Annotated in this window: 23 protein-coding genes; 10 read left to right on the forward strand and 13 right to left on the reverse strand. The window is 60.0% G+C overall.

All coding sequences use genetic code 11. The annotated features are described in order from the left end of the window. Positions 1–9 precede the first annotated feature (9 nt). The 8 genes from gspN to gspG form a co-directional block, all read right to left on the reverse strand. Positions 10–804, reverse strand: coding sequence for a type II secretion system protein N (gene gspN / locus ABWV89_RS15840; RefSeq protein WP_353398876.1), 795 nt, complete (start codon positions 802–804; stop codon positions 10–12). Continuing rightward, the gene (locus ABWV89_RS15845) at positions 804–1,343 is read right to left on the reverse strand and encodes a type II secretion system protein M (protein WP_353398879.1); all 540 of its coding nucleotides are present in this window, start codon (positions 1,341–1,343) and stop codon (positions 804–806) included. The genes gspN and ABWV89_RS15845 overlap by 1 nt, the downstream gene beginning before the upstream one ends. Before the next feature lie 3 nt (positions 1,344–1,346). Next, positions 1,347–2,678: a type II secretion system protein GspL gene (gene gspL, locus ABWV89_RS15850; protein ID WP_353398882.1), complete on the reverse strand. Its 1,332-nt coding sequence runs from the start codon at positions 2,676–2,678 to the stop codon at positions 1,347–1,349. A gap of 125 nt (positions 2,679–2,803) precedes the next feature. Beyond that, entirely contained in the window at positions 2,804–3,805 is a 1,002-nt protein-coding gene (gene gspK / locus ABWV89_RS15855) for a type II secretion system minor pseudopilin GspK (RefSeq protein ID WP_353398885.1), read from the reverse strand. Beyond that, positions 3,802–4,518, reverse strand: coding sequence for a PulJ/GspJ family protein (locus ABWV89_RS15860; protein ID WP_353398888.1), 717 nt, complete (start codon positions 4,516–4,518; stop codon positions 3,802–3,804). The genes gspK and ABWV89_RS15860 overlap by 4 nt, the downstream gene beginning before the upstream one ends. After that, positions 4,518–4,937, reverse strand: a complete 420-nt coding sequence (gspI, locus tag ABWV89_RS15865; protein ID WP_353398891.1) for a type II secretion system minor pseudopilin GspI — start codon at positions 4,935–4,937, stop codon at positions 4,518–4,520. The genes ABWV89_RS15860 and gspI overlap by 1 nt, the downstream gene beginning before the upstream one ends. Next, entirely contained in the window at positions 4,937–5,419 is a 483-nt protein-coding gene (locus ABWV89_RS15870; RefSeq protein WP_353398893.1) for a prepilin-type N-terminal cleavage/methylation domain-containing protein, read from the reverse strand. Before ABWV89_RS15870 ends, gspI begins: the two co-directional genes overlap by 1 nt. 17 nt (positions 5,420–5,436) lie before the next feature. Beyond that, positions 5,437–5,877, reverse strand: a complete 441-nt coding sequence (gene gspG, locus ABWV89_RS15875; protein WP_502903231.1) for a type II secretion system major pseudopilin GspG — start codon at positions 5,875–5,877, stop codon at positions 5,437–5,439. A 165-nt stretch (positions 5,878–6,042) separates the two neighbouring features. On the opposite strand from gspG, the gene ABWV89_RS15880 reads away from it, so the two are divergent. Continuing rightward, the gene (locus ABWV89_RS15880) at positions 6,043–6,543 is read left to right on the forward strand and encodes a type II secretion system protein N (RefSeq protein ID WP_353398896.1); all 501 of its coding nucleotides are present in this window, start codon (positions 6,043–6,045) and stop codon (positions 6,541–6,543) included. A 46-nt stretch (positions 6,544–6,589) separates the two neighbouring features. Here the strand turns inward: ABWV89_RS15880 and ABWV89_RS15885 are convergent, their stop codons facing one another. Both ABWV89_RS15885 and ilvA read right to left on the reverse strand, forming a co-directional pair. Continuing rightward, the gene (locus ABWV89_RS15885; protein WP_353398899.1) at positions 6,590–7,711 is read right to left on the reverse strand and encodes a nicotinate-nucleotide--dimethylbenzimidazole phosphoribosyltransferase; all 1,122 of its coding nucleotides are present in this window, start codon (positions 7,709–7,711) and stop codon (positions 6,590–6,592) included. Positions 7,712–7,722: 11 nt separating this feature from the next. Then, positions 7,723–9,327, reverse strand: coding sequence for a threonine ammonia-lyase, biosynthetic (ilvA, locus tag ABWV89_RS15890; protein WP_353398902.1), 1,605 nt, complete (start codon positions 9,325–9,327; stop codon positions 7,723–7,725). A gap of 296 nt (positions 9,328–9,623) precedes the next feature. Here ilvA and ABWV89_RS15895 point away from each other — a divergent pair, with 296 nt between their 5' ends. Then, positions 9,624–10,073: an OsmC family protein gene (locus tag ABWV89_RS15895; protein WP_353398905.1), complete on the forward strand. Its 450-nt coding sequence runs from the start codon at positions 9,624–9,626 to the stop codon at positions 10,071–10,073. 37 nt (positions 10,074–10,110) lie between these two features. Here ABWV89_RS15895 and coq7 read toward each other — a convergent pair whose 3' ends face one another. Then, complete coding sequence (coq7, locus tag ABWV89_RS15900) at positions 10,111–10,746, reverse strand: 2-polyprenyl-3-methyl-6-methoxy-1,4-benzoquinone monooxygenase (RefSeq protein ID WP_353398907.1); 636 nt, start codon at positions 10,744–10,746, stop codon at positions 10,111–10,113. A 382-nt stretch (positions 10,747–11,128) separates the two neighbouring features. Between coq7 and ABWV89_RS15905 the strand changes: the two genes are divergently transcribed. After that, entirely contained in the window at positions 11,129–12,067 is a 939-nt protein-coding gene (locus ABWV89_RS15905; RefSeq protein WP_353398910.1) for a porin, read from the forward strand. Between the two features lie 323 nt (positions 12,068–12,390). Continuing rightward, positions 12,391–13,311 (forward strand): porin, encoded by a 921-nt coding sequence (locus ABWV89_RS15910; protein WP_353398913.1) that lies wholly within the window; start codon positions 12,391–12,393, stop codon positions 13,309–13,311. A gap of 102 nt (positions 13,312–13,413) precedes the next feature. Here ABWV89_RS15910 and ABWV89_RS15915 read toward each other — a convergent pair whose 3' ends face one another. After that, positions 13,414–13,857: a ComEA family DNA-binding protein gene (locus ABWV89_RS15915; RefSeq protein WP_353398916.1), complete on the reverse strand. Its 444-nt coding sequence runs from the start codon at positions 13,855–13,857 to the stop codon at positions 13,414–13,416. A 206-nt stretch (positions 13,858–14,063) separates the two neighbouring features. Between ABWV89_RS15915 and ABWV89_RS15920 the strand changes: the two genes are divergently transcribed. From ABWV89_RS15920 to ABWV89_RS15945, 6 genes are all read left to right on the forward strand, one after another. Further along, on the forward strand, positions 14,064–15,044 hold the full coding sequence (locus ABWV89_RS15920; RefSeq protein WP_353398918.1) for an ABC transporter permease: 981 nt from the start codon (positions 14,064–14,066) through the stop codon (positions 15,042–15,044). Between the two features lie 14 nt (positions 15,045–15,058). Further along, complete coding sequence (locus ABWV89_RS15925) at positions 15,059–16,285, forward strand: M20 aminoacylase family protein (RefSeq protein WP_353398921.1); 1,227 nt, start codon at positions 15,059–15,061, stop codon at positions 16,283–16,285. 52 nt (positions 16,286–16,337) lie between these two features. Next, the gene (locus tag ABWV89_RS15930; protein ID WP_353398924.1) at positions 16,338–17,915 is read left to right on the forward strand and encodes an ABC transporter substrate-binding protein; all 1,578 of its coding nucleotides are present in this window, start codon (positions 16,338–16,340) and stop codon (positions 17,913–17,915) included. A 125-nt stretch (positions 17,916–18,040) separates the two neighbouring features. Then, entirely contained in the window at positions 18,041–18,949 is a 909-nt protein-coding gene (locus ABWV89_RS15935; RefSeq protein ID WP_353398927.1) for an ABC transporter permease, read from the forward strand. Positions 18,950–18,959: 10 nt separating this feature from the next. Beyond that, positions 18,960–19,973, forward strand: a complete 1,014-nt coding sequence (locus tag ABWV89_RS15940) for an ABC transporter ATP-binding protein (RefSeq protein ID WP_353398929.1) — start codon at positions 18,960–18,962, stop codon at positions 19,971–19,973. Further along, positions 19,970–20,995, forward strand: coding sequence for an ABC transporter ATP-binding protein (locus ABWV89_RS15945; protein WP_353398932.1), 1,026 nt, complete (start codon positions 19,970–19,972; stop codon positions 20,993–20,995). The genes ABWV89_RS15940 and ABWV89_RS15945 overlap by 4 nt, the downstream gene beginning before the upstream one ends. 143 nt (positions 20,996–21,138) lie before the next feature. On the opposite strand, the gene ABWV89_RS15950 is transcribed toward ABWV89_RS15945, so the two are convergent. Next, a complete protein-coding gene (locus ABWV89_RS15950) occupies positions 21,139–21,987 on the reverse strand; it encodes a MurR/RpiR family transcriptional regulator (RefSeq protein ID WP_353398935.1) in 849 nt (282 codons plus the stop codon). Between the last annotated feature and the right edge of the window lie 40 nt (positions 21,988–22,027).

Raw genomic sequence — 22,027 nt, forward strand, 5'->3', positions numbered from 1 at the left:
AGCACCTGCTCAACCGATCTTTATCACGGAAATCGGGCCCCGGCGGCGGCCGAGGATGTTCAGCAAGTTGTTCAAAGCGGTTTCCTTGCCAGGCGCAGCGCTGGCTTCGCCTTCAAACCGCAGTCTTCCGCCTACCCACATGCCGTCGCCTTCAAGCTCCAGTGCTCCCCGCTCAGTCTGAAGCAGAATGACAGCCTGCTGGGATTGCCTGCTGGCGGAGACTTCTACCCTGTATGAGCCCAGCGGACGGATGGTGGCCACACGAGAAGACACATCCACGGCCTCGAGGCGGACATTGCCGTCAGCGATCAGCCGGCCCTTGGCCCAGTTCAGTTCGAATCGGCGAGCCTCCACTGTGAGCATTCCGTCGAGCTGCAAGGTGTTCCAGGGCGTACCCAGTCCCGCCAGCAACTGGGCTGGCCACTGACTCCTGGGTGCATGAACACGGACTGTGCTGCTGGAGAAGCCGGGCAAAATCAGCGCATTGAGGACCTCTGGTGTGCAGCAAGGTGCACTCAGCTTCACTTCGAAGGCTGGCTGTGAGGTGGCCCAGCGCAATCCCATTTGCCAGTGAACACCTTTGGGTAGAGCAGTCAAGGTCCTGCTGCCGTCGCCTCCGGTGAGCACCAGATCAGCATGCCCACGCCAGATGGTTCCACGGGCATTGACAAGTTGCACCTTGTTTTGCGTCGCCGACATGACAGCAGCTGCCAGCCATGACGCCGGAGCGAACATGACGGTCCCAATGACGACGCCGGCAATGCCGAATAGCCAGGCGAGACGGGAAGGGGATGGCCATCGCATCAGTTGCCTCCTCCGCTCAGTCCTGGTCCCGCCAGCTCTATGCGGCCTGTCCAGTTGCGCCCCACGCGGCGAATCTGCGCCTCCACGGGCACGACCCTGGCATTCACACGCATCTGGCTGAGCCAGCGCGCAAAGGCTTGCGCATTGGTTGGCCCCAGCTGCACGACAGCCCTGTCTCCATTGACAGTGACAACGCTGCCTTCGCCCAGGGTGCTTCGCGACCCCTGGATCGCCGCCAGCACCTTGCCTCGTGCCGGTACGTCTCCGGTTGGCACGCTCTTGATGGCTTCTGCCTGCTCGGCCCAGCGCTGCATGCGCTCCAGCGTCGCGTCGAGCGATGCATGCTGCTCGGGGGCTGACTGCAGTGTTCTGATGGCAGGGGCGATCAGGACGACCCACAAAAGGGCTCCAGCCACCAGTGCAGCGGCCACGCCGACCATGACGCGTTCACGCTGGTTCATCCCCTGAAGCTGGGCGCTCATGGCAGCCCTCAGCCTGGAAAGTGTTGCGCCTGCCTTGAGAGTTGATGCCGCACTCATGGATCAATCCTCACCCGGTTCGATGATCAGGCTGTCTGCGTCCATGGCTGTTCGCCAACCCTTCATCGACAGTGCCCGCCGCATCGTGTCTGCTTCATGGTCAGGGCCACTCCAGCCACTGATCTGGGTCTGCCCGCTGGCAAAGGTCAGTTGCATGGGGGACTCCATGCCATCCGGCATCGCTTGGGCCGCTGCCGCCAGCATGGCTTCAAAGTCACCTGCTCCCAGCTGCCCTTTGGCCTGTCTGATCTGGTTGAGCTCTCGTTGCATCTGAAGTTCGGGTTCCAGGACCATGGGCTGATTGGGGAACGTCTCTTTGAACAGACGTGCCGCATAGGCTTTTTTGGCGTCAATGGCGTATGACTCCTGCCAGGCTGTCAAGTTCAGCCCGAGCAGCGAAATGGCCACCAGAGAGGCGGCACCCCATCGAACCGGTCGCCACTGCGGCGCGCTCAACCATTGCCGCCAGCCCTCACGCCATCTTTGTCCAGCACGTGTTCTGGACGACAAGGTCAGATCGAACTGAGCAAGGTTCCACCGACCCTGGGTGGCTCTGAGCAGCCATTCATTGGTTGTGATCAGCTCCACCTTGTTTTGCAGCGCTGCCTCGGCCAAAGCCGAAACAGCGGGATCTGCCATCCACTCCACCAGGGTCTCGCCGGCCGCTGGTCCCTGATCGCCAGCCTGCACCTGTCGGGACAGGCCCGAGATGAAGTGCATGGCGTCGCCCTTCGAGGCAGGCAGCGGCAGGCAGCTGGCCCCGTCTAGGCTGGCACTGGCCACCCACTGACTTTGTTCTGCCATGTGTGCCCAGTGCATGACGGGTCGCACCGAAGGCATCTTGCTGTGACCCATGTCCATACTCGTTTCGAGCACAGGCGCCAGAGCCGGCACGATTCTGGAAACCGGGTGCCCGGACGCCTCGAGTGCGTTGAGCCAGCCTTTCAGCCATGGTTTGTTGCAGGCAGCCACCCAGGCGGGCTTTCCTGGCTTGGCGCCAGGTTCCAGCGCGAAGTGCAGATCGGCCGCGTCAGTGAGGACATCGTCCTCCAGCAGGCCTTCAAGCACGGCTCGCATCTTGTTCTGCGGCGCCTTGGGCAGAGTGACCCGGTGCCAGGACACCGACAGCGGTGGAAGAACCAGAATGACTTCCGGGTCCTTGGGCAACAGCGACAGCCCCACCACGCCCGACGTCGACGCGTCTTCCAGTACCGAAAGGCCGCTGTGGCCCTGGCGGCCGATCTGGCGGCCATCAGCACTCGAGCGCCATTCGACCTCTGCCGTGGGGCCAGGCTCGACATGGCGAGAGAGGTGAGCGGGAGATACGATGAGCACGTCGGTCAGTGAGGGCGTGAAAAATTGAAATATTCAGGCATGACAAGCACTTGCGAGCCTGTGCTGAGTGATTGTAGTGGTCGAGACCCCAGTGTCTGGTTGGAGTTTGTGAGATTCATCGAGCCTCAACCGCCTTTCATTCGCTCGCGCCACACCACCTGCATGAACAGGCCTCTTCGCGAAACAAGTGAGCGCTCCTCGATGATGGTGTTATCCAGCCTGAGCCTGCCTCTCACCTCAAAGTAGCGGCTTCTCACATCCAGCAGGTCGGCATCGATGGCTTCCTCACTCAAAGTGGGGGTCAAGCGTTGCAAATCCTCCACAGTTCCCATGGGGGTGACGGCTCTTTGCGCCACGAGATACTGGGCGAGTGCCAGATCCATGCCTTCGATCACTGCGCTCAGTACCTCTGCGCTGGCCGTGTTGATATTGAGTTTGGAGCGCTCAGGCAGCATGGTCACGTACGGCTCGATGGTCGCCAGCGTGGCGTCACTCAGCCCGAGCCAGCTCAATTGGGAGTAACGCGTCGGGACCAGCGGGGTCGCAGATGGCTTGGGGTCATTGATGGCGAGGTCGGCGCTTCTGGCCATGAGGTTGGCGGCGTTCTCCAATTCTTCAGGGGGCAGGCCCAGGGTTTCAAACAACCTTTTGAAGGTCTGGAGGTCTTCGGTGGAGATGACGATGTGAACGGCATTGTCGCGACCACCCACACGTTTGGTCAGGTTGGCAAAATTCAGGCGTGACTGGGCGTCGATGATCTCGCCCGACAAGAAGGCCTCCATGACGTCTTCGTCTGCGTTGTTGTCTTTGTCCACGGCAAGAAAACTCGACAGGCGTGCCTCTTCAAGCGGTGTGGCCCATGGTTCACCCAGGTGATCGGCGTTGCCACTGTTGCGATTGGCGCGAGCGTCTTCCCTGAGAATGAGTCTGGACCAGTCCAGAGCGCCGGTGAGAATCCAGGATGCCTGGACTCTTTGTCTTTCGGCTGTTTCGATTTCGATGGCCCGCCACTGCTGCCAGGCTGCGCCAGCAGCCAGGGTTGCCACCAGGGCCACGGTCAGCATCGCCAGCAGCAATGCGGCGCCCTGTTGTCGGCGGAGCGTTTGACGTGCAAACGCGCTGTTCATCGGCCAGCCTCCAGCGTGGGGCGAACCCAGTCGCGCGTGATTTTCCCGCTGACCCCCTGGCCTTCAGCCACGTCGAGCACCAGCCGAACACCGTTGGGGATCTGGTTGCCGCCGGCGCCCGCGGCTGCGCTGGGCGCATCATCCATTTCAGCGTCAGACTGCGGGTTGCTCCATCCATCGCCGCGGTGGTAGTAGATCTGCCAGTCATCGATGCCGAACAAGGCGATGGACTGTCCCTCCATGCGCTCACCGTCACCGGAGTCTCTATCGCCGTTTCCCCATTTGATGGCAGCGGTCCACGCGCGTGCCAACTGCTCTCGTTGCTGAAGCGGAGGAGATTGCCACCTTGCCCACTGCCCGCGCGTGGCGTCATCGAGGCCATCGTGGCGGGTCCAGGCCACGACGCGCACGCCCGGGCTGTCGATACCGAACTCCGCGCTGTCGCGGCGGGTGAGCAGCAACACTCTGCCATCAAAACGCAAGGCGTCGAGTTCCCCGGTCTGGGCGAGGGCATCAAGGTCCGCCTGCCACTGATCGAGTCCGCCCTGAATCCTGAGCAGTGCATTGGACCTGTCCTGCAACAGCGTCTGCGAACGGCTCATGCCGTCAATGGCCCTCCAGCTCATCAAAGCGAGAATGGCCGTCAGTGTGATGGCCACCAACACCTCTATGAGTGTGAACCCTCTCGATATGGCGTGGCTTGGCTTCGTCATCAGAAGCGCCCTTGCACCGTTGAAATGTTCATCAGCCTGCGTGGCGGCGAATACTGCAAACCCTCGACCACGGCGTCCACTCGGCGGAAGTTCGGGTTAGGCGTGTGCTGGACGGAAAGGTGAACACGCATCGATTCACCCGCTTGCTGGCAGTCGATGTCGCTTTCTCCCACCTCGGGCAGTCTGCGAGCCAGGCGAAGGCGCACCAGTTCGTTTTCCGCACACATCTGGGCCAACCATTGCTCCGACTGGCGTGAGGACATGCTGGTCAGCGCTGCAGTGGCCTGCATGCCGGCAGCAACCGTGATCGCCACGACGGTCAAAGCCACCAGGATTTCGATGAGTGTGAATCCTCCCGACCGGGTGCGCCACGGTGGCAGGCGCCTGCGAGGGGCATGGTGAGGGATAGGTTGACACATCACTGTTCGCTCCCACCGCCTTCTGATTCTGATGCGACCACCTCGAACGGCCCAAGCCCGTCAGTGGCAACGACCAGGCGTCGGTCGCCAAGGCGAAGGACCAGTTGCTGCCGGCCGATCATGGGTTCAGGCCCCAGGATCAGGCTTTCCTCATTGGCGGGAAAAACGATGCTCACTCGCGTGTCTGACTGCATCCATGGCTTGGTTCCAGTGAGATCCGCCCGGTCAGTCTTGTGGGCTCGAATACCTGTGAACTCGAACCCGGTCGCACTGGGCGTGAACCGCACGGGCACACCGCTGGTTCTCGATTGCGCTCGGGCAGATTCCAGCATGGCCGAAATGCGCAGGGCTTCCCTCTCGAGCTGGGTCGACCGGTCATCCCGAATCGCAAAGCTCACGCCCGTGGTGACCAACGCCACGATGGTGAGGACGACCAGGAGCTCAAGAAGGGTGAACCCCTGCTCATGACGCGCTACCTGCATAGGCGTCAGTTGCCGGCTTACTGCCAGCTGCCAATGTCTGCGTCAACGCCCTCGCCACCGGGCTGGCCGTCAGCACCGAGGGACAAGACGTCGACGGCGCCGTGCTGGCCCGGATTGAGGTACTGATAAGGCTGATTCCACGGATCTGCCGGAAGCTTGTCGATGTAGGGTCGCCAGTTCAGTGGCTTGGGCCCAGTGGTCGGTTTGGTGACAAGCGCTTGCAGGCCTTGCTCTGTTGTGGGGTAACGCTGATTGTCCAGCTTGTAGAGCTTGAGCATCTGCATGAGGTTGTTGACGTCCGAACGTGCCGCCGTCGACCTCGCATCGTCCGCGCGGTCCAGTACGTTCGGCACGATCAGAACGGCCAGAACCGAGATGATGACGAGCACCACCAGCAGTTCGATCAAGGTAAAGCCTCGCTCGCCTCGTTGTCGGGCGATCTGGGTTCTGGAAATCACTTGGGTCCTCTCCCGCATCAAATTGGACAGCGCCTTGGCCTGTGGGCAGACAGGTCGTCCGACCAACCAGGGCCTGAAAAGTTCAACCGGCATGGGCCTTCAAGGCCGCATGCGATCGATCGGCCATCGATTGGCCAGTGAGCCAGCCTCGATCATAATGCGCATATGTCGCCCTCATTCGCATTCGGCCGTCACACTGGCGGCATGTTGACGTCTGGTCAAAGCTCTGGCTGGCCTGCCGCTCTGGCAGCCTTGCTGTGGCTTCTGGTCGCGCTCAGCGCCACTTATTGGGGCTTGCGGTGGGCCGGTCGTTCGGAATGGACGCCCGTCAACACAAGCTTGCAGTCTCCGGTAGAAGCCAACCCGGTGGCCGTGGCCATGCTGCTCGATTCCACCCCCGCGGACGCGCCCGAAGCGGAAGCCCCGGTGGTGCAAACCCGCCTGGCATTGATGGGGCTGGTCAACCAGCGAGGCGAGGAGGGGGCTGCCCTGATCGCCATTGATGACAAGCCGCCACGTCCATACAGGGTTGGTTCGGTGGTGGCGGATGGGCTGATCCTCAGATCAGTCTCTGCCCAGGGGGTGCGACTGTCGACCGAAGACAATGCCAGGGAGCTGGAACTGGACATGCCCAAGCCGCCCCAGAAGCCGTTGCTTCCGTTCTGAGAGGCGTCAGACCACCAAGCGCTTCGAAGCGGTCAGCCAGCGAGGGTCATGGAAGCTGGACTTCCGGGATGGTCTGTCCCGGCACCTCGCTCAGTAGCGTCTGGACTGACTGCAGCAATGGCCAGGCGGTCAATGCGCCGACAGCCTCACCTGCTCGTATATCAAGGTCGAGCAGTGGCTGGGCTTGCATGTGAATCAGCAACAAGCGATGGCCAGCATGGTGGGAGCGGTGTGTATGGACAAGATAGTCATCCACGTTGGGGGACATGCCTCTTGCGACCAATGCAGCAGCACCAGCCACAAATCCGTCCACCAGGATGATGCGGCGTTCACTGGCTGCCTGCAGCATGGCGCCCGTCATCATGGCAATCTCAAAACCTCCCAGCGAAGCCAATGCATCCATGGGAGACGTGGCCTTGCGGTGTCGCGTCAACGCGGCGAACAGTTTCTCTGAGCGGCTCTGCTGCTTTGTTTCGTCCAGGTCTCCGTCCTGACCCAGTGCATCCACCAGCGGGACGCCACACAAACGGGACAGCAACACACTTGCGCTGGCATGGCCCGCCACGCCTGTGCTGCCAATGGCCAGCACATTGCCCGGCAAATGCTTGACCACATCCATGCCTGCATTGACCGCCGAAACCGCCTGAGCACCGGACATGGCTGGGCTGAGCAACATATTTCGGGTGCCGTAGCCGATCTTGCGCTGCATGAGCTGCGCAGAAACTGGCGAGTCTTGCCCGGGTGTCACATGAGTGGCCACTCCAGCGTCCACCACCGTGAGTCCAAATCCGTGCTGCACTGCCAGGCGGTTGGTGTGCGCTTCTCCATCCAGAAGTGCTCGAACGGTCTCCAGTGTGGCTGATTGTGGCAAATCAGCTACACCTTCATCCGCTACGCCATGGTCTGAGGCGAAGACAACCGCCTGTGGAAACTGGAATGACAGGCTGCCAAATCCCGTTTCGCCTTGCTGCTGGATACGTGCCAACTGGGAAGCCAGGCTCTCGATGCGGCCGAGTGCCCGACGCGGCTGGTATGGCTTGGAGAGCATGCCAGCCAGCGTGTGATCCAGCTGGGCGTCGCCGGTTGGCTCGATCTCGGGAAGGGCCATGGTCACGGCCACCGGTGGCGGAGTATGTTGGGATGCAGAACGCTCGGTGGCCGTTGTCATTCAGTCTGTCCTTATCGTCGCAAGAACAACCGGTATACCGGGTTGTCGGTTTCTTCGACATAAGGGTAACCCAGTGTGTCGAGGAATCGGGCAAACGCTTTGTCATCCTTGGCAGGCACTTGCAGGCCCACGAGGATTCGCCCGTAGTCAGCGCCCTGGTTGCGGTAATGGAACAGGCTGATGTTCCACCCGGGGCGCATCAGGCTGAGGAACTTCAGCAGTGCGCCGGGGCGCTCAGGAAAGATAAACCGGAGCAGGCGCTCGTCCTGGGCCAGTGGCGAGTGACCGCCCACCATGTGTCGAACGTGTTCCTTGGCCAGATCGTCGTGGGTCAGATCCAGGGCGTCAAAGCCGTTCTTTCGCAGGGTCTTGGCGATCTTTTCCGATTCGCCCCTGCCGTGTGTCGTCAAACCGACGAACACATGAGCTTCGTCCTGGTCGGAAATCCGGTAGTTGAACTCGGTGACGTTGCGTGCGCCGCCCGGCAGGTCGCCGATCAATTCGCAAAACCGCCGGAAGCTGCCACGTTCCTCTGGAATGGTGACGGCGAAAAGTGCCTCACGCTCCTCGCCCACTTCTGCGCGCTCGGCGACAAACCGCAGACGATCGAAGTTCATGTTGGCGCCGCACAGGATGGCGGCGTATGTCTCGCCTTTCGTCTTGTGCTTCGCGACGTATTGCTTCATGGCGGCGACGGCCATTGCCCCTGAGGGCTCCACAATGCTGCGCGTGTCGACAAAAATGTCCTTGATGGCTGCGCAGACTTCGTCGGTGTTGACCACCACAAACTCGTCAACCAGGCCCTTGGCGATGCGGAACGTCTCCTCGCCCACCAGTTTGACGGCCGTGCCGTCGGCAAACAGGCCTACATCGTTCAGGGTCACTCTCTTTCTGGCCTGAACCGACTGGAGCATGGCGTCGGAATCGTCGGTTTGGACACCGATGACCTTGATCTCCGGCCTGACCGCCTTGATGTAATTCGCCACGCCCGAGACCAGCCCGCCACCACCAATGGCCACAAACACGGCATCGAGCTGAGTCGACCCCAGTTGTTGCAGCTGCCGAAGGAGTTCCATGGCGATGGTTCCCTGTCCGGCGATCACGTCCGGATCGTCGAACGGATGCACGAACGTCAGCCCCTCCTTCTTCTGCAGTGTTACAGCGTGCTTGTATGCATCCGAGTAGCTCTCGCCATACAGGACCACTTCGCCGCCATGCGACCGGACGGCATCGACCTTGAGCTGGGGGGTTGTGGTTGGCATCACGATCACAGCCCGTGTGCCAAGTTTGGTGGCGCCCAAAGCGACGCCTTGGGCATGGTTGCCAGCAGACGCGCAAATGACGCCGCGCTGGAGTTGCTCAGGCGAGAGGTGTGCCATCTTGTTGTAGGCGCCTCGAAGCTTGAAGCTGAACACAGGTTGCTGGTCTTCGCGCTTGAGCAGGACGGTGTTGTGCAGCCGCTTGCTCAGCTGCTTGGCCCGGTCCAGGTTGGAGACCTTGGCAACGTCATATACCCGGGCCGTCAGGATTCTCTTGAGGTAATCAGCCGGCTTGAGGCGGGTTTTGGGGCTTGCGGAGGCGTCTGGCGGTGTTTTGGTAGGCGTTCGCTTGGTCATAGGATCTGATCCGGGCACAGAAGCGCATCATACGGCCCCGACTCCGGGCTTCTGTGTTCGCCGGCCTGCAGTGCTGCGTTGCAGGCAAAAAAAACCCGGACTCGCGCGTAGCGGTCCGGGTTTGAATCCACCCGTGGAGGGTAGAGGAGACAACCTTCAATACAATGATCTCAGTATAACTAATTTATGTTGCGTCGCAACAGAGTTGGCCAGGTTTTCGCTATTTTTTAGGTAGCTGACTCTATATGGTGTGACGTTTTTCTCACGCTTGTTGCGTGAACAGGAAGTTTTTCAGCATGGAATGCACAGTGACATGGACCGGCGCAACGGGTGCCCGGTCGGCAATGGGGTTTGTGGCGGAAACTGGCAGTGGCCATGTGGTGGCCATGGATGGCGCCCCGGATGAAGCCCGTCCGGAGAATGGGGGCGCCAATCTGGCCGCCCGGCCCATGGAAATGCTGTTGGCCGGCGCTGGCGGTTGCACTGCCTACGACATTGTCCTGATGCTCAAGCGCGGCCGGCATGATGTTCGCGGTTGCTCCGTCAAACTCACGGCAGAGCGCGCAGAGAAAGAGCCCAAGGTGTTCACGAAGATCCACCTGCATTTCACCGTGACTGGCAAAGGTGTGCCGGCGGCAGCTGTCGAGCGGGCCATTGCACTGAGTCACGAGAAATACTGCTCTGCCACGATCATGCTGAGCAAGACTGCGGAAGTCACCACCGGCTATGAGCTCGTAGAAGCCTGATCGCCCTGTCGGAAGCAGCCGCGCTACCGTCCCGGAATCAGATTCTGTGGGCCACCGTGGTCATGACTTTCGCCGCTGCGGTCATCAGCCCCCTGACCGGGGCCGGCAGTTCCTTTGCGCCGGCGCGCTGGGCTTCGCTGGCGTGGCGGGCTTCGTCGTCCTTCATCTGCGCCACGATGGCTCTTGACGTCTGGTCGCCTGCGGGCAAGCGGCTCATGTGGCCGTCCAGATGGGCTTCTACCTGACGTTCGGTCTCTACGACGAAGCCCAGGCTGATGCCCGGGCCCAGCTTGCCAGCTACCCAGCCAATGGCGAAGGCACCCGAGTACCAAAGCGGGTTCAGCACCGAGGGCCGGGCTCCCAGTTCATCCAGCCGCTGCTGCGTCCAGGCCAGATGGTCGGTTTCCTCTCGTCCGGCGGCTTCCAGGTGGCGCGCCAAAGACTCGTCGGCATGCGGCCCGGTTCGTGCAGCGAGGGCCTGGGCGGTGTACAACGCCTGTGCACACACTTCACCCACATGATTGACGCGCATCAGTGCACCTGAGAGCGCGCGCTCCGAGTCGCTCATCTCACCATCGGAATCAGCAGGCAAGGTCGGGCATGCGCGCGAGGCCCCCGGTTTGGCAAAAAGGGTTCGAAGCGCCTCGTCGGCGGCATGAATCAGTGCATCCATGGGCACTATTGTGCGCCCAAGCCATGCGCGGTGGTCGCTGACTGCCCCTTGCCGGGCCCTGTCGCAGCACCGAAAATCGAATGACCCTACGGCGAAAGTGGGTTCATCGGCAGGGCGATTCCAAACTCAATGGTCGGACACATTTGCTTTCTTCTGAAACCAGCAATTGCAGACCACGGGGTGATTGCAAACAAACGGGTTAATACGGTTTCAATTCACCGATACCCTGTTGCCCGGTCGCGACAAAGCATGGCTGAAATCATCAATTTCTTTGCATGTGACGTCCCGATCTGGTGCAATCGCTCTAGCTTCCCTAAACGGAGCTTGGCTCGGGGGCGCAAAGACCCGCAGCCTCATTACTCAACCTTGGAGAACTTTCAATATGAAAAAGACCCTGATCGCCATGGCAGCAATCGCCGCTGCTGGCGTTGCATCTGCTCAGTCTTCCGTTACCCTGTACGGCGTGGCCGACGTCGCTCTGTCCAAATCCACGGGCACCTCTGCAAAGCTGGCGAGCCCTGGCACGATGAACAACGGTACCAGCCGTTGGGGCATCAAGGGTGAAGAGGACCTGGGCGGCGGTTTGAAGGCTGGCTTCAACTACGAAGCGGGCCTGAGCCTGGAAGATGGTTCCACCGGTCAAGGCGGCGGTAACTACTTCTCCCGCCATTCGTATATGTACCTGGCTGGCGGCTTCGGTAAGCTGTCCCTGGGCCGCACGCTGAACCCCACTTTCTACTCTGTTGCTACTTGGGAACTGACTGGTGCCGCCAACTACTCGGCTGCTATCAGCCAGTTTGGTGCAGTGCTGGGCGGTGCTCGTAACAGTGGTCAGATTGCATACACCACTCCTAACATGGGCGGTTTCGACGCCACCATCGGTTACGTGCTGAAGGGCAACCGTGAAGACGAGAAGGCCAAGTACGACCTGAACGCTCGTTACATCAATGGTCCTTTCCGCGTGGCTCTGGGCTACAACAAGGTGCAAGACGCCGAGAAGAACGTGACCCTGGGTGGCCGTTACACCATGGGTGACTTTGCTGTTGCTCTGTCTTACAACGACCCGGCTGGCGTTTCCAAGGGCTTCACCATCGGCGGCATGGCCAAGGCCGGTCCTGTGAGCTTGGCACTCGATATCGCTCGCGATACCGAAGCCAAAGACACCGACCTGATGGTCGAGGCAAAATACCCTCTGAGCAAGCGCACCTTCGCTTATGTTGCAGTCCTGCGTGACGGCGAAAAGAAGAATGGCGCTCTCAAAGCAGCTGATGCTGGTGAGGCATCAACCGGTTTCGGCCTGGGCATTCGCCACAACTTCTGATCCAGCGCTGGGGTGACCCAGCTCTGATCTGATCAGATCAAAAACCCGCCGTGAAAACGGCGGGTTTTTTTATGCGCCATGTCTTATCGGTGTTCTACCCGACGGCTGAAACTAAATCGAAAGAATCAGATCCCAGTGCCTGTTGCGATTGGCTGCTCAGGGGCGCTGTGTCATAAAAAATACAAAAAACCCTTGGCTCATCAAATTGCAGGGGAAAACCCTTGGCTGGCAGTCAGAGTCGTTTAACAATATCCCTGTGAATGCAAAACACACCGACTCAAAAACACTGACCGGGTCGGTTTTTCAATTAAGGAACCTCTGACATGAAAAAGTCTCTGATTGCACTGGCAGTCCTGGTCGCTTCCGGCGCTGCCATGGCTCAATCCAGCGTCACCCTGTACGGTATCGCCGACGTCGTCATCCACAAGGACAAGGACGCCAGCGCCAGAATGTCCAACGGTGGTGTGAGCACCAGCCGCTGGGGCATCAAGGGCTCTGAAGATCTGGGCGGCGGCGTGTCTGCCAACTTCAACTACGAGTCCAAGGTCGACCTGACCAACGGCGCTTCTGGCGACTTCACCCGCCAGGCATGGCTGGGCCTGAGCGGTGGCTTCGGTGCCGTCAAGCTGGGCAAGTTCTGGAACGCATACGACGACGTCGCTGGTGCTTCCAACCCAGTGTTCGATTCCGTGCTGTCCCCAGCTGGCATCGCTCCTAGCTACAACTACATCGCCAACCCCAACAGCGGCGTGTACTACAGCCTGCCTTCCATGGGCGGTTTCGGCGGTGCAGTCAGCACCAACTTCAAGAGCGCTGCTGAAGCCAACCTGCGCGCTACCGCTTTCAACGTGAACTACGGCAATGGCCCTGTGTTCGTGGCTCTGGGTTACCAGGTCGAGAGCATGGACGGCATGGCTGATCGCAAGTTGCTGCGCGTGAACGGTTCTTACGATCTGGGCGCTGCCAAGATCCTGGCCGCTTACGGCAACGAGAAGGAAGCTGATTCCAACGATTTCACCGTTGGTGTTGACGTTCCTTTCGGTCAGACCACCCTGTCTGCCGGCTACACCATGGTTCGTCCTGACGCTGGCGACGACGCCAACAGCTTCGGCGTGGCAGTGGCTTACTCCCTGTCCAAGCGCACCACCGTTTACGCTGGTTTCCGCAAGGACAACGACGCAGCCGTGGCTAACTACGGTGGCGTTGAGAGCCGCATCGGCGCTGGCATCAAGCACACCTTCTGATGTGCCGCACCCCTCGCGGGTGCTTGCAGTGATGCTCAAAAAGCCGCTGGCAGCTGCCAGCGGCTTTTTTTTGTCTCGCGCGGCGTGGCATGTCAGTTGTATCTATTCGGCGGAGGCTTCGGCGGCGGGGTGACTGGGGGCAGGCGTTGCAAACGGGTCGACAAGTTGCCGGTGTTTGCGCTGGCCAGGAGACCTCGGCGCGATGGAGTGCCACTTCTGTTCGTCTCCGTAAGCTTTGCCGCGGACACGCAAACCGCCTCGGGAAAGTTGCTTGGCGCGCTTCTCTCCGATGCCGCGAACCCGTGCAATGAAATCCTTCCAGTGAGCAAATGAACGGGTCTCTCTGGCCTGAATGATCCGCTTCGCAGTTGCGGGTCCGATGCCCCGGATGGAGCTCAGGTCATCCGGTGGGGCCGTATTGGCCTCAACAAAGCCAAAGGCCGTTGCTTGAACGGCAATCATCAAGCCGACAACCATGTATCGGCCACACTGGCGCATGATTTGCATCTCATCCTCCCTGACATCGTTTTGCTTTCTTGGGTCCATGCTATGCAAGTCCACGCGCCAAGAAATCCACCAGTCTGGGGAGTGCATACCCATGATGGGGCACGTGATCCGTCGCAAACTTGTGTCTGCGACAGGTGCCGGCAAGTGAATGCCCCGCGCCCGAGCGATGAACGCTACACTCAGGATCTGGACGAGTCAGGCCGTTGACGAGGCCACCGTCAGCATAGAACCCTTCATTTCACTGCATGCTTGCCTTCATACTCCGGCGCCTCGTTCAAGCCCTTGTGGTCATGGTCGTGGTGGCACTGGTCGCTTTTCTTCTCTTTCAGTACGTGGGCGACCCGGTGTATGCCATGCTGGGACAGGATGCATCTCCAGAACAGATTCGTCAGTTGAGGGCAGATCTGGGGCTGGATCAGAGCTTTGTGGTGCAGTTCTGGCGCTTCCTGGGTAATGCCATACAGGGTGATTTCGGGATCAGCCTTCAACAGGGGGCAAGTGTTTCCCGGCTGATCGTGGAACGATTCCCGGCGACTTTCGAACTGGCGGCTGTTGCTTCCGCCCTGGCGGTGCTCATCGGTGTTCCCTTGGGTGTGTTCGCTGCTCTCAGGCGCGGCAGCTGGCTCGGACAGGTGGTGATGGCAGGTTCGTTGCTGGGCGTGTCTCTCCCCACCTTCCTCATCGGCATCCTGCTGATACTGGTGTTTTCCGTGGAGTTGTCCTGGCTGCCCAGCTTCGGGCGGGGTGATCCTGTGATGGTCGGAGCTTGGTCGTCAGGCTTGTTGACCGTGGAAGGGTGGCGTCATGTACTGCTTCCAGCCGTCACTCTGGCGGTGTTTCAGCTGACGCTGATCCTGCGTCTGGTGCGTTCTGAAATGCTGGAAGTGCTGCGAACCGACTACATCAAGTTTGCACGAGCGAGAGGACTTTCAGACAAGGCAGTGCACTTCGGTCATGCTTTGCGCAATACCCTGGTGCCCGTGATGACGATCACGGGGCTTCAGCTGGGGCAGGTGATCGCCTTTTCCATCATCACCGAGACGGTGTTCCAGTGGCCTGGCATGGGCTTGCTGTTCATTCAGGCGGTGACGTTTGCCGATGTGCCCATCATGGCGGCCTATCTTTGCATGATCGCGCTTATCTTTGTGGTGATCAACCTGGTGGTGGACCTGCTCTATTTCTCTGTTGATCCCCGCTTGCGTGCCGAGCGGACGGCAGCGCATTGATACCTTGCTCTCCCATGTCGATGGCACAAATCAAACCCCATGGCCGACCCTTTGCACACATTGCAAAGATGCACTCGGAGTTGACGGCTTTTCGCCGCGAATTGCATGCTCACCCCGAGCTGGGTTTCGAGGAGCATTTCACTGCCGGACGCGTGGTTGACGCGCTCAAGGTCTGTGGTGTGGATGAGCTGCACACGGGTATTGGCAAGACTGGCGTGGTGGCGGTCGTCCATGGACGAGGTACTGCTTCCGGTCAGGCGGTGGGATTGCGGGCTGACATGGACGCCTTGCCAATGGCAGAGCACAACGACTTTGCATGGAAGTCCACCAAGCCGGGCCTCATGCATGGCTGTGGCCATGACGGGCATACTGCCATGCTGGTCGGTGCAGCCCGATATCTCGCCGAAACCCGGAACTTCGACGGAACCGCGGTGCTCATCTTCCAGCCGGGCGAGGAGGGGTATGCGGGCGCGCGCGCCATGATTGAAGATGGGCTGTTTGAGCGTTTTCCTGTGGACCAGGTTTATGCCATGCATAACTGGCCGCAAATGCCGCCCGGTTTCGTTGGCGTCAATCCTGGACCGATGATGGCCGCTGCCGACCGTGTGACCATCGACATCACAGGCAAAGGTGGCCACGGCGCGCATGCCTATCAGACTGTTGATCCGGTGGTCGTAGCGGGCCATATCATCACGGCCGTGCAGAGCATCGTGGCCCGGAATGTGCGTGCACTGGACCAGGCAGTGATCAGCTTGTGCGCGATGGAGGCGGGCGACCCTGGTGCATTCAGTGTTGTGCCTTCGACGGCCAGGCTGACGGGCACCGCGCGGGCGTTCGATCCGGCGGTGCAGGACATGCTGGAGCAGCGACTTAACGAGGTTTGCAGCGGCGTTGCGATGGCGATGGGCGCGCAGGCTCATGTGCACTATGAACGCCTGTATCCGGCAACGATCAACACAAGGGCAGAGGCGCACTTTGCTGCCAATGTTGCCCGAAAGCTGGTCGGTCATGACCAGGTCGACGAGGCCATGGAGCCCAGTATGGGCGCAGAAGACTTTGCTTTCATGCTGCAAGTCAAGCCCGGGGCTTACCTGAGGCTCGGGCAGGGTGGACGAGGCAGCTGTGTGCTGCACAATAGCCGTTACGATTTCAACGACGACGTTTTACCCTTGGGGGCAGCGTTACATGCCAGTCTGGTGGAGGCGGCCATGCCGCTGACTGGTGAAAACCGCAGCGATTGAGACTGCGGCATTTTGTGTTCTATCCAACCAATCCATGCGAGAGGAGAGCGAGATGACGTTCAAGAAAACACTGGCAGCCACCTTGGTGGTGTCAGCTTTGGGCCTGACGAGTGCCGTGCAGGCCCAAACCATCCGGATCGGCAATCAGGGTGATGCCTTGTCGATGGACCCGCACTCGCTCAATGAAACAACACTGCTGAGCGTGACAGGCAACGTCTATGAGCCCTTGGTTGGCCGCGATTCAGGCCTCAAGCTGACACCTCGTCTGGCCACCAGCTGGACACAAACATCGCCGACTGTGTGGGAGTTCAAGCTGCGCAAAGGTGTGACGTTCCATGATGGCAAGCCTTTTACTGCTGACGATGTCCTGTTCAGCATTGCGCGCGCGCAAGGTGAAGGCTCGGACCAGAAGGCGGCCACCTCCTCGATTGCCGAGGTGAGAAAGAAGGATGACTTCACCATTGAGATAGTGACCAAGGCTCCAGATCCATTGTTGCCGGACGCGTTGGCCACGGTATATGTGATGAGCCAGGCCTGGTGTGAAGAGAACAAGGCAACCCTGCCGGTTGACCGCCGAAAGGGTATCGAGAATGCAGCTTCCTTCAAGGCCAACGGCACGGGGCCGTTCCGCCTGCGCTCACGTCAGCCTGGCGTGAAGACCACCTTTGTCCGCAATGGCAACTACTGGGGCAAGATTGAAGGCAACGTGGTCAATGTGGAGTACACGCCGATCAGCAACGACGCGACGCGGGTAGCCGCGCTCCTGTCCGGGCAGGTCGATGTGGTCGAGCCGGTTCCGCTTCAGGACGTGGCTCGCATCAATGGCAGCGGCAAGGCCAAGGTTCAGCAAGGACCAGAGCTGCGCACCATTTTCCTGGGCATGGACCAGCAACGCGACGAACTGCTCTACTCGAGCGTGAAGGGCAAGAACCCGTTCAAGGACAAGCGTGTTCGCCAAGCCTTCTATCAGTCCATCGACATCAAGGGTATTCAGCGCGCCGTGATGCGGGGTGCATCCAAGCCCACGGGGCTGATGGTGGGAGAGGGGGTCAACGGATTCGATGCATCGCTGAACAAGCGCCTGCCGTATGACGTGGAAGCAGCCAAGAAGTTGATGGCAGATGCGGGCTACGCCGACGGCTTCGAAATCAGTATGAATTGCCCCAACGACCGCTACGTCAATGACGGAGGCATTTGTCAGGCCGTGGCCGCGAACCTTGCGAAGATCAATGTCAAGGTGAATCTGCAGGCAGAGCCGAAGGCGACGTATTTCCCCAAGGTTCTCAAGCGCGACACCAGCTTCTTCATGCTGGGGTGGACACCCAGCACCTATGATGCCCACAACGTGCTCATGGCCAACATCCACTGCGTGGAAGAAAAGGGGGCGGGACAGTTCAACCTGGGAGCCTATTGCAACCCCAAGATTGATGAGCTCACAGCGAAGATTCAGTCCGAGACGGACAAGTCCAAGCGCGATGCCATGATTCGGGAAGCCTTCAAGATGCATTCGGATGACATCGGCCACTTGCCCCTGCACCAGCAAGCGCTGGCCTGGGGTGTGGCGAACAAGGTCAAGCTGACCCAGCAGGCCGACAACATGATGCCGTTCCGTTACATGTCAGTGAAGTAATCGGACGTTCTGGATCGGGGTGCCGTGAACACGCGGCGCCCCTTTTTTGTTCATACTGCTCCCGCATCCGGGCATTGCCCTGGTTGTATTGCTTTCACCTTTTCCGCTTTATACCCGTCACCTGCATGCAAGCCATTCGCCGCTGGCTCGACAGCGACATAGGGTTCAGTTTTGTCAAAACGCCTTCGGCGTGGATGGCTGCACTGATCGCCCTCCTGTGTGTGCTGGGCGCTCTGCTCGCACCCTGGATTTCTCCGCACAATCCGTTTGATCTGGCCACGCTGGATTTGATGAATGCCGAGTTGCCTCCTGTCTGGATGGAAGACGGGACATCCGATTTTGTGTTGGGAACTGATGACCAGGGGCGCGACATGCTGTCGGTGATCCTTTATGGAACGCGCATCTCCCTGGTGGTGGGCCTGACGTCGGTACTGTTGTCTGCCGTCATCGGCGTGGTGCTGGGGCTTGTCTCGGGGTTTCTGGGTGGCTGGGTCGATGCACTGTTGATGCGACTGTGCGATGTCATGCTGTCGTTTCCGGCGATTCTCGTTGCCCTGATGATTGCAGGCGTCGGCCGCGCGATCTTTCCCAACTCAGAAGGCATGGTGGCCTACGGGGTGCTGGTGGTGTCCATCACTTTGACTGGATGGGTGCTGTATGCGCGGACGGTCAGAGGGTCAACCCTGGTGGAGCGCCAAAAGGAATATGTACAGGCGGCACGCGTGATTGGCGTTTCGAGACTGCGGATCATGCTTCGCCATGTGCTCCCGAATGTGATGGGGCCTGTATTGGTGTTGGCGACGATCCAGGTCGCCACTGCAATCATCACTGAGGCCACCTTATCGTACTTGGGTGTTGGTGTGCCACCAACGACACCATCGTTGGGCACACTGATCCGCACTGGTAACGACTATCTGTTTGCTGGAAGCTGGTGGATCAGTATTTTCCCAGGCGCCATGCTGGTGCTGATTGCATTGAGCGTGAACCTGCTGGGTGACTGGCTTCGCGATGCGCTCAATCCCAAGCTGCAATGAAAGGCCTGACGTGACTGCTGACAAGGAGGCTGCTGGTGCATTGCTGGAAATTCGGGACCTGGTGGTGGAGTTTCCGACACGTCATCAGACGCTGCGCGCGTTGGATGGTGTATCGCTCTCCATTGCCCCAGGTGAAATACTGGGCGTAGTGGGAGAGTCAGGCGCAGGAAAGTCCTTGACCGGTGCGTCTGTGATTGGCTTGCTGGAGGCGCCAGGGCATGTGGCCTCGGGAGAAATCTGGTTGCAAGGAGTGCGCATCGATCAATTGAATGGGCGCGAGATGCAACGAATCCGGGGCAGGAAAATCGGTGCGATCTTCCAGGATCCATTGACCTCGCTGAATCCCTTGTACTCAGTAGGGCGTCAGTTGATGGAAACCATCACTGCGCATCTGCCGGTGAGCAAGGCGGAAGCGCGTGCGAGGGCCATTCAGCTGCTGGTCGATACCGGCATCCCTGCTGCCGAAGAACGCATCGATCACTATCCTCACCAGTTCTCCGGAGGTATGCGTCAGCGGGTGGTGATCGCGCTTGCCTTGGCGGCTCAGCCGAGCCTGATTGTGGCAGATGAGCCTACGACTGCATTGGATGTCTCCATCCAGGCGCAGATCATTGCGCTGCTCAAGAGGGTTTGCCAGGAGCGGGGGGCTGCGGTCATGCTGATCACCCATGACATGGGCGTCATCGCGGAAACCTGCGACCGCGTGGCGGTGATGTACGCTGGCCGTGTGGCAGAGATCGGGCCAGTCCATGAGGTCATCAACCACCCTGCACACCCTTATACCCGCGGACTGATGGACTGCATTCCGGACATGTCCATGGAGCGCGAGTTTCTGCACCAGATCGATGGCAGCATGCCGCGACTCAATGCGATTCCACAGGGTTGCGCGTTCAATCCTCGTTGTGAGAGAGCGTTTGACCGTTGCCACGCGCAACGCCCCGACCTGATGAACGCGGGGGCCACTCAAGCGGCTTGCTGGCTTCATGACCCGTCTTCGGTGCGAACCGCAGGAGTCAATGAATGAGTGGCAATGAGATGAGTGCGGTTGTCTCCAGCCCGCTGGTGCAAGTGGATGATCTGGCGCGGAGCTTCGACGTTTCAGCGCCTTGGCTCAACCGCCTGCTGGAGAGAAAGCCCAGGCAATTGCTGCACGCCGTGGACGGCGTCTCGTTCTCGATTGAGAAGGGGAAAACGCTGGCATTGGTGGGTGAGTCGGGGTGCGGCAAGAGCACGGTGGCGAAGCTTCTTGTCGGCCTGTATGGACCGTCCCGGGGGCAGTTTGTGTTCGACGGGAAGGATGCCCATCAAACCTATGCCGGCGGCGACAACGGGCGCGCTTTGCGGCGCCGGGTCCAGATGATTTTTCAGGACCCCTATGCCAGCCTGAATCCGCGATGGCGGGTGGCTGACATTGTGGGGGAACCGTTGCGCGAGCATGGCTTGCTCCAGTCGGATGCCGCCGTAGATGATAGGGTGGGAGAGTTGTTGAGTTCAGTCGGCCTGAGCCCGGCGGATGCGTCGCGCTTTCCTCACCAGTTCTCTGGTGGCCAGCGGCAGCGTATCTCCATTGCACGGGCCATGGCCACGGCGCCTGATTTTCTGGTGTGTGATGAGCCCACATCCGCGCTGGATGTGAGCGTCCAGGCGCAGGTCCTCAATCTCATGAAGCGATTGCAGCGGGAGCGTGGCCTGACTTACCTGTTCATCAGCCACAACCTTGCGGTGGTGCGGCATGTGAGTGACGAGGTGGGCGTGATGTACCTGGGGCGTCTGGTGGAACTGGCAGACAAGACCAGCCTGTTTGCCTCGCCTCGGCACCCATACACCAGGATGCTTCTTGATGCCATTCCAAAAATGCACGACACCGGACAGGCCAGGACGCCGGTGCAGGGTGAAGTGCCCAACCCGTTGAATCCGCCAAGCGGCTGTGCTTTCAACCCACGTTGCCCTCACGCGAATGAGCGCTGCCGGTCGGAACGACCGGTGCTCCAGTCTTTCGCAGGCATTCGCATCGCCTGCCATGCCGTCGAAGAAGGCCGAATCTGATCCGAGGCAGGCTTGGTCCCGAGTTCGTGCGTTCTACCGGGATGCCGCGGCGCAGGCTTCGCCGAGCCGCAGGCATCGTCCCCCTCTGGGGGAAGCGGCATCAGCGGCGCAGGGGGTGCTTGATCAGTGCGCAACGCGCACGATCAAGCGTACCTTTTGCTCCGCAAGTTGTTCTTCATTTCCTTGAGCAGCGGCTGCAGCTGTTTGCCTCCAATGCGCAGGGCCAGACAGGTGGCCACGACATCGATGATCATCAGATGCAGCAGGCGCGAGGTCATGGGACTGTAGCGGTCGTAGCCTTCAGGATGATCGGCCGCCAGATGAATATGGCCTGCCGCAGCCAGTGGTGACCCGCTGGCAGTGATGGTGATGACGGTGGCACCGTGTCGGCGCGCGATGTCTGCCGCGTCCATCAGGTCTCGAGTACGGCCCGAGTTGGAGATGATGACGACGCAATCCCCTGGGCCGAGCAGTGACGCACTCATGACCTGCATGTGACCGTCGCTGTAGGCGATGGCATTGATGCCCAGGCGGAAAAACTTGTGCTGGGCATCCAGCGCCACAATGCCGGAGTTGCCGGCGCCAAAAAACTCGATTCGGCCTTTCTGGCGGTAGGTGGCCACCAGCGCATCCACAGCCTTCTCGACGGCGTGTGTCGATGCGTCGTTGCGGTACTTGAGAAAGGCGGCGACGGTGTTGTCGACCACCTTCACCAGTACATCACTGACTTTGTCGTCCACATCGACGCTGCGGTGAATGAACGGCACGCCCTCACTCACCGTGCCGGCCAGCTTGAGTTTGAAGTCCGACAGCCCGTCATAGCCCATGCTGCGGCAAAATCGCACCACTGTGGGTTTGCTGACGTGGGCCCGCTCTGCCAGTTCCGTTACAGGCAGGCTGGCAAATGCTCTCGGGTCAGCAAGGACTAGCTTGCCGACGCGCTGTTCGGCCGGAGCGAGAGATGGCAATGAAGCCTTGATGCGATCAAGCATGGGGGCGAACTCGGTGACGGGAAAAACAATCTTGGAACGA

The sequence above is a fragment of the Hydrogenophaga sp. 5NK40-0174 genome, from assembly GCF_040372165.1.
Taxonomy (GTDB): domain Bacteria; phylum Pseudomonadota; class Gammaproteobacteria; order Burkholderiales; family Burkholderiaceae_C; genus Hydrogenophaga.